General features: G+C 45.2%; 14 protein-coding genes. 5 read left to right on the top strand and 9 right to left on the bottom strand.

What is annotated here, in order from left to right:
* A complete protein-coding gene (locus tag FD973_RS03215) occupies positions 1-1,170 on the bottom strand; it encodes an acyl-CoA dehydrogenase family protein (protein WP_215324196.1) in 1,170 nt (389 codons plus the stop codon).
* A gap of 160 nt (positions 1,171-1,330) precedes the next feature.
* On the opposite strand from FD973_RS03215, the gene FD973_RS03220 reads away from it, so the two are divergent.
* Positions 1,331-1,834: a YqaA family protein gene (locus FD973_RS03220; protein ID WP_215324197.1), complete on the top strand. Its 504-nt coding sequence runs from the start codon at positions 1,331-1,333 to the stop codon at positions 1,832-1,834.
* Positions 1,835-1,850: 16 nt separating this feature from the next.
* Here the strand turns inward: FD973_RS03220 and FD973_RS03225 are convergent, their stop codons facing one another.
* The 8 genes from FD973_RS03225 to FD973_RS03260 all read right to left on the bottom strand — a co-directional run bounded on the left by FD973_RS03225 (position 1,851) and on the right by FD973_RS03260 (position 8,996).
* Positions 1,851-2,555: an ABC transporter ATP-binding protein gene (locus tag FD973_RS03225; protein WP_215324198.1), complete on the bottom strand. Its 705-nt coding sequence runs from the start codon at positions 2,553-2,555 to the stop codon at positions 1,851-1,853.
* A gap of 14 nt (positions 2,556-2,569) precedes the next feature.
* A complete protein-coding gene (locus FD973_RS03230; RefSeq protein WP_215324199.1) occupies positions 2,570-3,325 on the bottom strand; it encodes an ABC transporter ATP-binding protein in 756 nt (251 codons plus the stop codon).
* Positions 3,325-4,284 carry a branched-chain amino acid ABC transporter permease gene (locus FD973_RS03235; protein WP_215324200.1) on the bottom strand — a complete coding sequence of 320 codons (960 nt, stop codon included), beginning with the start codon at positions 4,282-4,284 and terminating at the stop codon, positions 3,325-3,327. Before FD973_RS03235 ends, FD973_RS03230 begins: the two co-directional genes overlap by 1 nt.
* Positions 4,285-4,298: 14 nt before the next feature.
* On the bottom strand, positions 4,299-5,153 hold the full coding sequence (locus tag FD973_RS03240; protein WP_251368821.1) for a branched-chain amino acid ABC transporter permease: 855 nt from the start codon (positions 5,151-5,153) through the stop codon (positions 4,299-4,301).
* A 115-nt stretch (positions 5,154-5,268) separates the two neighbouring features.
* On the bottom strand, positions 5,269-6,504 hold the full coding sequence (locus tag FD973_RS03245; protein WP_251368822.1) for an ABC transporter substrate-binding protein: 1,236 nt from the start codon (positions 6,502-6,504) through the stop codon (positions 5,269-5,271).
* A 75-nt stretch (positions 6,505-6,579) separates the two neighbouring features.
* Positions 6,580-7,821, bottom strand: coding sequence for an FAD binding domain-containing protein (locus FD973_RS03250; protein ID WP_215324202.1), 1,242 nt, complete (start codon positions 7,819-7,821; stop codon positions 6,580-6,582).
* A 9-nt stretch (positions 7,822-7,830) separates the two neighbouring features.
* Positions 7,831-8,289, bottom strand: coding sequence for a glyoxalase (locus FD973_RS03255; RefSeq protein ID WP_215324203.1), 459 nt, complete (start codon positions 8,287-8,289; stop codon positions 7,831-7,833).
* A 14-nt stretch (positions 8,290-8,303) separates the two neighbouring features.
* Positions 8,304-8,996, bottom strand: coding sequence for a TetR/AcrR family transcriptional regulator (locus FD973_RS03260; protein ID WP_215324204.1), 693 nt, complete (start codon positions 8,994-8,996; stop codon positions 8,304-8,306).
* 112 nt (positions 8,997-9,108) lie between these two features.
* Between FD973_RS03260 and FD973_RS03265 the strand changes: the two genes are divergently transcribed.
* From FD973_RS03265 to FD973_RS03280, 4 genes are all read left to right on the top strand, one after another.
* Positions 9,109-9,585 carry a CoxG family protein gene (locus FD973_RS03265; RefSeq protein ID WP_215324205.1) on the top strand — a complete coding sequence of 159 codons (477 nt, stop codon included), beginning with the start codon at positions 9,109-9,111 and terminating at the stop codon, positions 9,583-9,585.
* Between the two features lie 122 nt (positions 9,586-9,707).
* Positions 9,708-10,562: a xanthine dehydrogenase family protein subunit M gene (locus FD973_RS03270; protein WP_215324206.1), complete on the top strand. Its 855-nt coding sequence runs from the start codon at positions 9,708-9,710 to the stop codon at positions 10,560-10,562.
* 43 nt (positions 10,563-10,605) lie between these two features.
* Positions 10,606-11,115, top strand: a complete 510-nt coding sequence (locus FD973_RS03275; RefSeq protein ID WP_215324207.1) for a (2Fe-2S)-binding protein — start codon at positions 10,606-10,608, stop codon at positions 11,113-11,115.
* A gap of 20 nt (positions 11,116-11,135) precedes the next feature.
* Positions 11,136-13,532 carry a xanthine dehydrogenase family protein molybdopterin-binding subunit gene (locus FD973_RS03280; RefSeq protein WP_215324208.1) on the top strand — a complete coding sequence of 799 codons (2,397 nt, stop codon included), beginning with the start codon at positions 11,136-11,138 and terminating at the stop codon, positions 13,530-13,532.
* The last annotated feature ends 13 nt before the right edge of the window (positions 13,533-13,545 follow it).

Consider the following 13,545-nt stretch of genomic DNA (forward strand, 5'->3'; position numbering starts at 1 on the left):
TTAGAAAGATCTAGGAAGGCCAAGCACATGCTCGGCAATATAGGAGTAGATCAAGTTGGTTGAAATTGGTGCAACTTGATAGAGGCGTGTTTCTCTAAACTTGCGTTCAACGTCATACTCATTAGCAAAACCAAAGCCACCATGGGTTTGTAAACACACATTAGCTGCTTCCCAAGATGCTTTGGCTGCAAGATACTTGGCCATATTTGCCTCTGGCCCGCAGGGTTGATGTGCATCAAATAGCTCGCAAGCTTTAAAGCGCATCAGATTAGCAGCCTCAGTCTCGATATAACTATCCGCTATCGGAAATTGAATACCTTGATTTTTGCCAATCGGCCGATCAAAAACTACCCGATCATTTGCGTACCGACGAGCGTGATCAATAAACCAGTAGGCATCCCCAATGCACTCGGCTGCAATTAAGACGCGCTCTGCATTGAGTCCATCGAGAATATATTTAAATCCCTGACCCTCAGTACCAATAAGGTTTTCAGCGGGAATTTCTAGATTATCAAAGAAGACTTCGTTGGTTTCGTGGTTCACCATATTTGCAATGGGGCGCACTTCCATGCCTTTACCAATTGCATCAGCAAGATTCACGATAAAAATCGACATACCTTCTGATTTTCTCTGTACTTCATTGATGGGGGTAGTTCGAGCTAGCAGAATCATCAGATCTGAGTGTTGAATGCGGGAGATCCACACTTTCTGACCATTAACAATGTATTTGTCGCCTTGTTTAACTGCGGTAGTTTTCAGTTTAGTGGTGTCTGTTCCAGTGGTGGGTTCAGTGACCGCCATGCTTTGAAGACGCAATTCGCCCGAAGCAATTTTAGGGAGATACATTCTCTTTTGCGCATCAGAACCATGGCGCAATAGTGTGCCCATGTTGTACATTTGTCCATGACACGAACCTGAATTGCCACCCGAGAGATTGATCTCTTCCATGATTACGGATGCTTCAGCAAGACCTAGTCCCGAGCCCCCAAATTCCTCTGGAATCAAAGCGGCTAACCAACCAGCCTTAGTCATCGCTTCCACAAAGGCTTCTGGATAAGTCCTGTCATGATCAATCTTTTGCCAATAGGCTGAGTCAAAAGTGCCACAAAGATCCCGCAATGCCTCGCGCATTTCTTGAAATTGATCGGGCTTAGGAATAGGTTGATTCATTGGTGTCTCAATTTATAGGTTTTATGATGTTTCTTCTGATTTAAGCATTAGTTTAAGCAAGATTTGAAAATCCAGGAGATTAAGTAAAACAGGGCAAAATAGACTCTATGAGACCGACAGAAATTCGCTTCTATGCCATCCCTGTAAAAGGCATTGCTTAATGGACCACCTGTTCGAGAGTTTTTTTGCATGGTTTGAAATGCCTGTAGTAGGGCTGCCAGCAGTATTTATAAGCTCCTTTATTTCTGCAACATTAATACCAGCTGGATCCGAGCCTATTTTGTTTGGCTATATCACTCTAAATCCACACTTATTTTGGGTTGCCATTGCCGTTGCTACAGTTGGCAATACATTGGGCGGTATGCTGGATTGGTGGCTGGGAGTATTGGCGCGCAATAGATTCAAGTTGATGGATGAGCCTCGCAATAGTCGTCTTAAGCGCTGGCTCGGGAATTGGGGGCCAAAATTACTGTTGCTATCGTGGCTGCCTGGTCTGGGTGATCCCTTGTGTCTTGCGGCGGGATGGTTAAAGCTACCATGGCAGCCATGTCTTATTTATATGTTTATTGGTAAGTTATTGCGTTTTATTACGCTGACATGGCTTCTTACTTTGGTCCCAGAAAGCTTTTGGCACCAATTAGGTCACTGGCTTCACATTATCTAAATCAAAAATCCAATTTTTAAACGGCACAATACTTTTGCTGAATCTCGTCATTGTTTAAAAGGTTCTGAGCAGTGTCATGAAATACGATCTCACCCTGATCTAGGATGTAGGCGCGGTCAGAAATCTTTAGCGCTTGTTGGACATTCTGCTCCACCAAAAGAATAGTTAAGCCTTGCTGTTTTAGCTTGGCAAATAACTCAAACATTTCTTCAACTAAAACCGGCATGATGCCTTCAGATGGTTCATCAAGCAGAATTACTTTGGGCTTACCAATCATTGCTCTGGCAATTGCCAGCATTTGTTGTTCACCACCTGACATCGAGGTGCCGTCTTGATGGAGGCGCTCTTTCAGTCTTGGAAAAGTTTCGGCAATTTCATCGACTAATGCACTCATATCGCCCTTATTTTTTTGGGCGATAACTCCTAATTCAAGGTTTTCTTTGACGGTGAGTCCAGGAACGATTCGACGATCCTCTGGAACATATGCCAACCCCAAATGAAAGCGTTCATGAGCAGGCAAGTCTAGGAATGAAGTGCCATCAATTGCCGCCGTGCCTTGGCGCTTAGATAAAAGGCCCATCAAGGAGCGCAGGGTGGTAGTTTTACCGGCACCATTGCGACCCATTAAGGTCACAATTTCTCCTTTGTTTACTTGAAGCGAGATACCTTGCAAGACGTGACTGCGGTCATACCAGGCATTTAAGTTTTCAACACGCAACATGTTTGGCCTTCTCTTTAACCTTGACCTAGGTACACGCGACGTACCTCGGCATTATTTTGGATTTCTTCTGGAGTGCCTTCTGCGAGGAACTCGCCATGATGAAGAACAATGATGCGCTTACAAAGCCCCATGATCAGCTTCATCTTATGTTCAACTAGAATGACAGTACGCTCACTTGCGAGAGTGCGAATGAGCTCCATCATGACTAATGTTTCTTCTGGAGACATCCCTGCGGTAGGCTCATCTAATAATAGTAGGCTTGGATTGCAGGCAAGCGCCATAGCGATCTCAAGTGCGCGCTGTTGACCGTGAGCCAAATCACCCGTCTTTTTATTCCGCAAATGCTCAAGATTTACTCGATGAAGTAATTCATCGGCAATCTCAATGGGTTTCGGATAGCTTTGTGCATTCCGTAAAAAGTTATAGCGCGCCGTTTCCATTTGAGCGGCTACACGCACGTTTTCATGAACACTTAATTGCTTAAAGACATTGGTGATCTGAAAGCTTTTAGAGATTCCAATGCGTGCAAATTCATGTTGCTGCATTCCAGTAATATCTTTGCCGTTAAATAATATTTGACCGCTTGTAGGAGGAAAAGCGCCGCTTAAGACATTGAAGAATGTGCTCTTGCCGGCGCCATTGGGTCCAATGATGGCAGTCAGTGTTCCAGGCATAAAACTAGTGGAGACATTTTGCAGGGCCTTGAACTTACCAAAGCTCTTGCTAACGTTGCGCGCCTCAAGAATGGGGGTGATGGTTGCGCTATTCATTATTTGGAATCCTGATTAATTTGTAGCTTGCTCAGAATGGTGCCCCAAATGCCTTTAGGGAAGAACAGCACAAAGAACATGAAAACTATGCCAACAACGGCCATCCAGTGTTTTGTAAAGGTGGTTACGACATCCTCCAAATAGAGCATGACCGCTGCTCCAATAAAGGGACCAAAGAAGGTTCCCATACCACCCAAGATGCTCATCATGACCGCTTGTCCAGACTGCAAATAATGCAAGGAATCAATCGGCACAATAGAAAGGTGCAGGGCGCGCAATGAGCCAGCCAATCCACAAATAGCTGCTGATAAAACAAATACCAACAGTTTGGTGCGAGCAACATCAAACCCGCAGGCAGCAGCACGCTTTTCGTTTTCGCGAATCGCTTCCATTACTGCACCTAGAGGTGAACTCAAAATGCGAGAGATGAGCCAAATCGCAATGACTACAAAGAAGAGTATTACGTAGTACTTAACGAGTGGGTTTAAGAAGTCAACAGGAATACCCAGAATCTTGAACTCATCAACTCTGACGCCGCGTAAACCATTTTCACCACCAGTCAGACTCTCCGCTTTGTAGAAGATGTAGTACACAATTTGACCAAGCGCTAATGTCACCATTGAGAAGTAGATGCCACGAGTACGAATAGCAAGATAGCCCATGATCAGTCCGCCTATCGCTGCACCAATAATGCCAACCAATATAGCTACGCCCCAAGGCATCCCATAATGAACAATGCCAATGCCAGTGAGATAGCTCCCAATGCCAAGAAAGGCTGCATGGCCAAAGGATAAGAGACCCATATAGCCAAATAACAAGTTGAAGCCCATGGCGAATAAACCAAATATCAAAATATTGATTGCCAGTGCCTCATAAGGCATGATGAATGGAAATATGGCTAGAAATAGGGTGCTAGCTAGTACCCTATGGCGTGCTACGAGTTGAAAAAATGAATTCATAAATATACGGAGCCTTAGCCCATCGCTCCTGCTTTACCAAATAAACCTTGCGGACGAATTAATAACACCACCGCCATCAAGACAAAAATAGATAGTTCGGCTAAATCTGGAAAGAAGAGCGAAGTCATGCTGTAAACCACACCAACAAGTAAGCCCGCTACTACCGCGCCTGCAGGTGAACCCATGCCGCCAACGACGGTGACCACAAAGGATTCCGCCAAAATAGGGATGCCCATTTCTGGGTTAACAGATCGAGTCGGCGAAGCAAGAATTCCGGAGAGACCGGCGATTGCACAACCTAAGCCAAAAACTAATAACCAGACTTTGGCGATATCGACGCCCAATACCTTCACAATTTCTTGATCTGCTGCGCCAGCTTTGATAATTAAACCGTAGCGTGTTTTCTGAATAAAAAACCACACTCCAAAAATGATGACTGCGGTGGCTACGATTAAAAAGAGTCGATATTTTGGAAAGTATCCAATTCCCACATTGACTGTTCCACCCAAACCTTCTGGAGTAACTGAAGGTAGACCTTCTATACCAAAGGTAATTCGCATTGCTTCAATCAGAACATAAGAGAGGCCAAAGGTTAGTAGTAGCGGGTAGTCCAGTCCGCGCCCATAGAGCGGTCTCACTAGGAAGCGCTCAGTTACTAATCCAATAGCACCAGTAAGTAATGGTGTGAGAACTAGGCTAAACCAAAAGTTTCCAGTGATTCCCAAGAAGTACACACCCAAGAAAGCGCCCACCATAAAGAAAGCGCCATGTGCAAAGTTCACCACATTGAGCATGCCAAAAATGAGACATAGGCCAAGCGCAAGAAGCGCATAAATACTACCTAAGGCGATGCCCGTAAGTAGTTGCATGCAAAGAAGTTCAAATGAAAGACCGGTCATATATTTACTCAGAAAAACTACCCCTCACTTCATTGTGCGGGGTTGTGAATCAGGGTGAATGAGTATTCACCCTGAAATTTTTGGATTAGGCTTTATGTCCTAGCTCAGCGCAAGTGCGCATGTTTTTCTCAGTAGTGGGTTCAATCGTCAAAATATTGAAGACGTCATACTTATCTTTCATATTCTTGGATTTAGACTCAACAATGATGACGGTCTGTACTGCTTGATGGTCACATTTGCGATAGTATTCAGGACCCTTGTACCAGTCATACTTCAGATTTTCCATCGCTGTAACCACCTTCATGGTTTCAGTTGATTTAGCAATCTTGATTGAGGCTAATACGCTCTTGACGCCTGCATAGCCTAATGCACCGTAATCTGATGGAACTGAGCCGTTATACATTTTGCGGAATGCATCGTTAAAAGCTTTCGCAGTTGGAATGCGATCTTCAAGACCCCAGTAATATGATGTGCCACCGATGATGCCTTCGAATGCCTCAGGGCCGCCTGCAAGACGTGAGGTATACAGAAGTACAGGTGTCACGATCTTCATGCTCGATTTAAGGCCGAAGTCAGTGCATTGTTTTGCTGCATTCACCAAATCACGACCAAAGTTGCAAAGTACCAAAATATCTGGGTTCAACGCCTTAATGCGTGGCAGGAAAGCGGAATAATCAGATGCGCCCAATGGATGGCGGATATCAGCTAGAGTGGTTGCGCCCATTTCTTTGCCGGCACGTTCAAAAGCGCGCACCATTTCATGGCCGTAGGCGTAATCAGCTGTGAGGAAGACAATTTTTTTGCCAAAACGTGGAATAGAGTAACGAGCTACAGCACCAGCAGTCATTGTTGGGTTTAATGCTTCATGGAATGTGTAAACACTCCAGTCTTTCGCTTCGTTAATTGCATCAGACTGACTGATGGAGTTGAACAACACTTTTCTTTCTTTGCAAACCGCATTGATCGAGAGTTGTGTTGCGGCAGAAAGTGAGCCTACAACGAAGTTCACCTTATCTTTTTCGATTAACTCTAAAGTGCGGGTAGCCGCTTCGCCTGGATTGAGCTTGTCGTCACGAACTAAAAGCTCAGCTTTGCGTCCATTGAAGCCGCCAGCATCATTGAACTCTTTAATGGCCAATTCAGCAGCCTTCACCTGATCTTGTGCTTCGGCAGAAAATGGGCCGGTTAATGGAGTTGGAAAACCAATCTTGATGGTATCAGCTTGAGCGTTTGCAACATTTAACCAAAGTGGGGTACTTGCTACTGCTGCTCCACCAATTAACATCTGACGTCTAGTTTGATTCGTTACTTTTTGTTTCATGGTTGTCTCCTCCATATAAAACCTTGTTAAATAATCGTGCTTTTAGTTTTTCTAAATCTTAACTGAATGCGCTTTTTAATGCGCGGATTCAGGTACTGCTTTTCCTTGTGCCAATAGATCAGTCAGATCAATTGCTGTCTCCGCCATCACAGTATTGGCATTTCTTTTGAGATTCTCAGAATCCCGAGTACCTTTGCTACCCTGTGCTTGCATATAGCGCCCCAAATATTGGGCTCTCGCGACCACCTGCTGTCCGAGTTTGAGTCGCTCATTTCCGTATGCACTTAAGGCTTCTGGAGTGGCGCCGAGCTTAGCTATGTGTCGTGTAATGGACATTGCCTCGTCCCCAGCTTTGGTGACACCCATTCCTACGTGGGGTCTACCTACAAAAGCGGCATCACCCATTAATGCGATTCTGTTAAATACAATTTCTTCAGAACGAACATCGTAAATAGCTTGAAAAAATGGAGCGGCAGTTTTTTCTAGTATCTCTGCGTATTGAGGTGCCAAAATGTCTTGTGCCACTTTGCGCATATGAGAAATATTTTTCCAAGATACCTTTAGTGGCGGAATCCCTGTCGGGTAGTAATGCCCATCGTTATCTGTGAGTAGATTAACTAGCTCTTCTTGTTCTGACGCAGGTCTGTACCAAACAAAGTTGTAACGACGCTTGCCAGGGCGAGTGTCGTTACCAGAACCCGCTACGGGATAGCCCAGCATTTGCTCGCCATTAGGCAAGCAAAAGCCAAAATAGTTAAATAAAGTATCTAGCGTGAAATTCGATAAGCAGGCTTCATCACATACGCCACGCCATGCTATGTAACCGGCATACTCAGGCTGAATCTGTGGCGCAATTTGAGCCCTTACTGCTGAACGAATCCCGTCAGATGCAATCAGGAGTTCGGCCTCAAATTGACTGCCATCTTCGCATAGCACTTGTACTTTTTTAGCATCTTGAGCGACTGTTTTTACTGCCTTACCTTGCAGATAACGCTCATTTGGAAAACTCTCTTTGAGCATGTGATAGAGACGGCTCCAGGAGGTGAGTACCTGAGGGAATTCCATTTCACCAAGGCTTTTGCCATCTGCGCCTAACGTCACCCTTTTGGTAACAGGCACACCGAGTGTGTGGTCAACGGTAACTCCAGAGGCGCGTAGTGCTTCAGTCAATGAATCATGCGTCACGATACCGGCACCGCGACCATCCATGGATCCAATGGTCTTTTCTAGAAGAGTAACGTCATGACCCTGACGCAGCAACATATTTGCCGCGAACAAGCCGCCAAGAGATCCGCCCACCACTAGAATTTTTGCCATTAGTAGTTCCTATGCCGCCTTAGCATCTAATGCTGCTTTTTCTTCTGCGGGGTAATTAAGTTCAATCACTACGCCGTTTGGATCATCTAAAAAAATCTGGTGCAGTTTTAGCACTGGCACCGTGCGCTCGCGATATGGGATGTTTAATTTCTTCAAGAGTGCAATTTTTTCTTCAAGTCCAGTGGCAAAAAAAGCGATGTGATCAACTGCGCCAGATCCATGCAGGGAACTTGGGTCTCGATCACCTAAGTATTTCTTAAGGCCACTTGGATCGTTTTTATCAATGGCGATGAGATGTAAAACCGCATTAGCCCAACTGCTCTCATCTCCGTTATATAGCCAAACACCAGGAAAGGGGAACTCAGGCCTTGGGCCAACTGTTAAGCCAAGAATTTTGCTAAAAAATTCAGTTGTCTTTTCGATCTCAAGACTGCGAATAGAGAAGTGATTTAGGCTTAGGTTAGACATGATGACCTTTTGGATTAAGCAAATAGTAATTTTGCGGAATGAAGATAAGACTGCACGCGATCGCGAATAATTTCTTGTTCTGTATTAGTGCTCTCGACTGCGTAGATTGCTTGTCCATAGATCCACCTTCTCATACCGATATAAAAAATACCGCCATGTAAGCCCATGAGGAATTCAAGTTCACGCTGGGTGGGTTTGGAATTGTTTGGTCTTCCGCAATACTTGCGCGTTTCGCGAATGAGTCTAGGTAACAAGCGTGAACGCAATAGCTCAAAGAATCGATCACTAATGGTGTGATCGCTTAAGCCTGAGAAAATCAAGATTCGCACAAAGTCATAAGTTAAAACGGTATTGGAGTAGTCCAAATAGAAGGCATTGAATTTTTCTTCAGGCGTCAGAGACTCATCATCCAATAGTGCCTCCCACTCTGGTTTCCATCTCGACTCAAAAACCTCTTTATAAACTTCTTGAATCAAAGCGTCTTTGGTTGGGAAGTAGTGATAGAGAAGGGTATGGGTGACGCCTAATTCTTTGGATAAATTTCTGAGTTGTCCATCAATTCCATTTCTGGCGAAGAACTGAATGGCGCTATCCAATATTTGGCGTTTACGCTCTGCGGTGCCCATTCTTCTTTTGGTGGGCGGCGTCAATTCTGCTGAAATTTCAGCATTATTTGAGCTGGAAACGTGATCTTCAGTAAAACGCATGTCTTCTCAGGGTTTATCCGAATTTGGACTTATTGACCAAAAGTTAAATAATGGTACATTGTTGAACAATTGGTAGATAAGACTCTATTCGTACAAACCCCAAGGAGATCAAATGGAATTAAATGGCGAGCAACTCATATCCGCTCCAATCCCTGAGGTATGGAGGGGTTTGAACGATATTGACGTGCTGGCCAAGTCTATTCCGGGCTGCGAAGAGATCAGTCGCATCTCCCCAGAAGAGGTTCATGCCAAGGTTATGTTCAAGATTGGTCCAGTAAGAGCCCGATTTGCTGGGAAATTGCTCCTAAGCGACATCATTCCTGATCAGTCTTGTTCTATGGCATTTGAGGGGTCGGGGGGTGCTGCTGGATTTGCTAAAGGCAAATCTCGGGTTGAGTTAAAGCAGTCCGAAGGAGGTACTTTGGTTTGTTATACGACCGAAGCTTCAATTGGCGGGAAATTGGGGCAAATTGGCGGGCGCTTGATTAGCGCATCAGCTAAAAAAATTGCAGATGATTTTTTTCAGCAATTTGCAAAAGAATTAGGCGGGGAGACGATAGCGTTGGAGTCAGACGCTGGCAGTAAATAAAAATAGTCATAGAGCTATAAAACATAACTATAAAAAGTAGTTGCATTAATGCAGTTGTAGTACGTGTAGTGCAAAAAATAAAAAGCTAAAAAGCTGAATATTTTAGTGGTGGAGGAGACGTAATGAAATCAGCAGCATTTGATTATGTGAAGCCGAAGGTTTTGCAGGAGGCTTTGTCTTTGCTTGAGCAGGGGGGTGATGATGCGCGCTTAATTGCCGGTGGACAAACTCTGTTGGCAACTTTAAATATGCGTTTATCTGAACCGAGTGTGCTAATCGACATTACTGATTTAAAAGAGCTCCAAGGCATCACGGTAGTAGGCGATCAATTGCGTATTGGGGCGTTGGTAACTCATACTGAAATTGAGGATTCAGAGTTGGTGGCAAAGCATGCACCACTGTTAAAAGCAGCTGCTCCTCACATTGCCCATCGCGCTATTCGTAATCTAGGAACCTGGGGTGGATCTTTGGCATACGGAGACCCCGCCGCTGAATGGCCTGCTTGCAGTCTGACTTTACAAGCAACTATGATCATTCATGGCCCTGCGGGTGAGCGCAGAATTTCTGCAAAAGATTTTTTTATTGATCTGTACACAACCTCTCTTGAGCCAGATGAAATTCTGGTGGCTACCGAGATCCCGCTTGCTAATAAACAAGAAGTTTTCTATTTCCATGAACTGGCTAGACGTCATGGCGACTATGCGGTTGCTGGCTTAGCGGCCGTGGCGCAAAAGCAGGACGACGTGCTCAATCATTGCGCATTTACGTTCTTTTCAATTGGCGCTACACCTGTGATGGCAACCAAGGCTCAAGATCTGGTCAATGGTCAAAAGTTAAATGATGAATTAATTGCCAAAGCCGTAGCGACAGCGCGGGATGAGATTGAAGCAATAGCTGACATCACTAATAGCGCAGAAGCCAAGCAACATTTAATCGGTGTATTGCTTGAGCGTGGACTCAAGCAGATGGTTGCTTAAGTCGCAATCAATAAAACATCATTCGAGAAATTCGGAGATCAGTATGAGTTTGAAGAAAAAAATTTCAATGACCGTAAATGGCCAACTTGTGAATGCGGAGATTGAGTCGCGTAAACATCTGGTAGATTTTTTGCGTGAAGATCTCCATTTAAAAGGGCCGCACTTAGGTTGTGAGCAAGGAGCATGTGGCGCTTGTACCGTCAAGGTGGATGGTCAAATCATCCGCGGTTGTCTATTTTTGGCTGTTCAGGCTAATGGAAAGGTGGTCGAAACAGTTGAAGGACTTACCAAAAATGGCGTGTTAGCTGATCTTCAAGAATCTTTTCTGCGACATAACGCCATGCAGTGCGGTTTCTGTTCGTCAGGTATGTTGTTGGCGGCAGCTGAGTTGATCGAAAAGCAGCCCAAGGCTACCCGTGAGCAAGTACGCGAATGGATTTCTGGAAACTATTGCCGTTGCACTGGTTATCACTCGATTGTCGATGCGATTGTTGCTGTGTTAGATACTCGCGCAAAAGGTCAAACTAATAAACCAGTCGTTGCTCACGCTTAAGGTGTGAAGGAAATCATATTATGAATAAGCCAAGTGATTTAAAGGGAATGGTGCTTGATCCGATAACAAGCGATCAGCGTTATATCGGATATAGCGAGCCAAGACACGGCGCTCGTCGACTGCTTGAAGGGCAAGGCACATACATTGACGACATTCAATTGCCGCGTATGGCTCATGTAGTGTTCTGGCGTTCCCCCGTAGCACATATGAAGATTGGCAAAATTCATACAGAGCAGGCAAGCAAGATGCCCGGCGTGCTCGCGGTTGTCGATGGCGTGCAAATGGCTAAGATTTGTAAGCCATGGGTTGCCACCTTGGGGCACTTAGCAGGTATGAAGTCGGCACCTCAGCATGCCTTGGCAATCGATCGAGCTTGCTGGCAGGGAGAGCCAGTTGTAGCGGTAGTGGCTGAAACTAGAGCGCAAGCAGAGGATGCCTTGCAACATGTGGATGTGGAGTGGGAAGAATTACCCGCCGTAGTTTCAATGGAAACGGCTTTAGATGCAGATACACCGGTCATTCATCCAGAACTTGGCGACAATTTATGTTTTACACGTTCTTTAGATGTGGGCAAGGTGGATGAGGTATTTGCGACTGCCGATGTTGTAGCGGAAGCCACTTTTGGATTTGGACGTCACACTGGAGTAACGCTAGAGCCACGTTGCCAGATTGCGGATTACAACCCTGGCGATCGTCGTTTGACGGTATATCACTCGCAACAAGCACCGCACATGATGCAAGATTTATATTGCCGTCAATTCGGATTATCAGAATCGGATGTGCACGTCATTTGCAAGGATGTGGGTGGCTCATTCGGTATTAAAGTACACGCCTATCCTGATGACTTTGCAACCGTTGGCCTTGCGATGATGCTTGAGCGTCCTGTGAAGTTTGTGGCAGACCGTTTGGAATCATTTACCAGCGATATCCATGCACGTGAGCATCGCATTAAAGGTCGTATTGCCGCCAATAAGGATGGCGATATCTTGGCTTTTGAGATTGATGACTTGACTGCTATTGGCCCATATTCCATGTTCCCAAGAACTAGTGCAATTGAAGGCAATCAAGTCGTGAATTTAGTTGGCGGTCCCTATAAGCACCAAAATTACCGCGCGCATTTAAATGTCGTTTTTCAGAATAAGACCCCTACCTGTCAGTATCGAGGGGTTGGACACCCCATTGCCTGTGCGGTGACAGAGGGCTTAGTTGATTTGGCTGCGCAAAAATTAGAGATGGATCCTTTAGAGTTTCGTAAGCGCAATGTCATTCCCGACGACGCCTATCCTTGTTCTGGAATATCTGGCATTAAGTTGGAAGTGTTATCGCATGAGCAATGTTTAAGAACCATTGAAAAAATGATGGACTATCCTGCTTTGCGAAAAGAGCAGGCAGAGTTACGTAAACAAGGTATTTATCGTGGCATTGGTTTTGCTACCTTAATTGAGTTAACCAACCCTAGTCCAGCTTTTTATGGAGTTGGTGGTGCACGCATCGCCTCTCAGGATGGCGCTACTGTTCGCATGGATCCGAGTGGTGTGATTTCAGTGTTGGTTGGTGTTGGAGAGCAGGGTCAAGGCACTGAAGGTATCTACACTCAGATTGCTGCTGATGCAGTCGGAGTTTCTATTGATCAAGTACGAGTTGTGACCGGTGATACCGATGTCACTCCTTATGGTGGTGGAACATGGGCATCCCGAGGCGCAGGCGTTGGTGGCGAAGCAGTTCTCCTAGCTTCACAGGCCCTACAAGAAAACATTATTAAACTCGCAGGCGCAATATTAAATCGCCCAGTTGAGGGGCTTATAGCGCGTCGTGGACAGATTTTAGATAAAGCTACTGGAGAGCAGTTATTGCCATTTAGTGAGGTAGGAAGGATTGGTTATTTCCGGACAGATACTTTGCCACCTGGTTTTTCAGCTGATCTGATGGTGACTCGTCATTACACTCAAAAAGAATATCCATTCATTTTTACCAACGGTGTACAGGCTTCTTATGTAGAGGTTGATCCTGACACAGGCTTTGTAAAGCTACTCAAGCATTGGGCGGTAGAAGACTGTGGACGAGTCATCAACCCAATGTTAGTCAATGAGCAAGTGCGTGGCGCAATTGTGCAAGGCATTGGTGGCGTCTTATTTGAAGAATGCTTATATGACGAAAGTGGTTTACTCCGTAATGGCAGCATGGCTGATTATTTGGTGCCGATGGCAAATGAGATGCCAGATATCGAAGTAGCTCACGTTGAGACCCCAACCCAATCTTCTAAATTGGGCGCCAAGGGTGCAGGTGAGGCTGGTACCGCAGGGGCTCCTGGTGCGGTACAAAATGCGATCAATGATGCTTTAGCCCCATTTAAAGCAACTGTCTTTGATCAGCCAATTACCTGTGAAAAGATTTTGCGCGCTCTTAAGAAAATCTAGTTTTTTCATAGTC

The organism is Polynucleobacter sp. MWH-Braz-FAM2G (genome assembly GCF_018687635.1).
Classification (GTDB): domain Bacteria; phylum Pseudomonadota; class Gammaproteobacteria; order Burkholderiales; family Burkholderiaceae; genus Polynucleobacter.

Bases quoted from the DNA above. Each gene is read 5' to 3' on its own strand.
- FD973_RS03215 (WP_215324196.1), bottom strand. From the start codon at position 1,170: ATGAATCAACCTATTCCTAAGCCCGATCAATTTCAAGAAATGCGCGAG.
- FD973_RS03220 (WP_215324197.1), top strand. From the start codon at position 1,331: ATGGACCACCTGTTCGAGAGTTTTTTTGCATGGTTTGAAATGCCTGTA.
- FD973_RS03225 (WP_215324198.1), bottom strand. From the start codon at position 2,555: ATGTTGCGTGTTGAAAACTTAAATGCCTGGTATGACCGCAGTCACGTC.
- FD973_RS03230 (WP_215324199.1), bottom strand. From the start codon at position 3,325: ATGAATAGCGCAACCATCACCCCCATTCTTGAGGCGCGCAACGTTAGC.
- FD973_RS03235 (WP_215324200.1), bottom strand. From the start codon at position 4,284: ATGAATTCATTTTTTCAACTCGTAGCACGCCATAGGGTACTAGCTAGC.
- FD973_RS03240 (WP_251368821.1), bottom strand. From the start codon at position 5,153: ATGCAACTACTTACGGGCATCGCCTTAGGTAGTATTTATGCGCTTCTT.
- FD973_RS03245 (WP_251368822.1), bottom strand. From the start codon at position 6,504: ATGAAACAAAAAGTAACGAATCAAACTAGACGTCAGATGTTAATTGGT.
- FD973_RS03250 (WP_215324202.1), bottom strand. From the start codon at position 7,821: ATGGCAAAAATTCTAGTGGTGGGCGGATCTCTTGGCGGCTTGTTCGCG.
- FD973_RS03255 (WP_215324203.1), bottom strand. From the start codon at position 8,289: ATGTCTAACCTAAGCCTAAATCACTTCTCTATTCGCAGTCTTGAGATC.
- FD973_RS03260 (WP_215324204.1), bottom strand. From the start codon at position 8,996: ATGCGTTTTACTGAAGATCACGTTTCCAGCTCAAATAATGCTGAAATT.
- FD973_RS03265 (WP_215324205.1), top strand. From the start codon at position 9,109: ATGGAATTAAATGGCGAGCAACTCATATCCGCTCCAATCCCTGAGGTA.
- FD973_RS03270 (WP_215324206.1), top strand. From the start codon at position 9,708: ATGAAATCAGCAGCATTTGATTATGTGAAGCCGAAGGTTTTGCAGGAG.
- FD973_RS03275 (WP_215324207.1), top strand. From the start codon at position 10,606: ATGAGTTTGAAGAAAAAAATTTCAATGACCGTAAATGGCCAACTTGTG.
- FD973_RS03280 (WP_215324208.1), top strand. From the start codon at position 11,136: ATGAATAAGCCAAGTGATTTAAAGGGAATGGTGCTTGATCCGATAACA.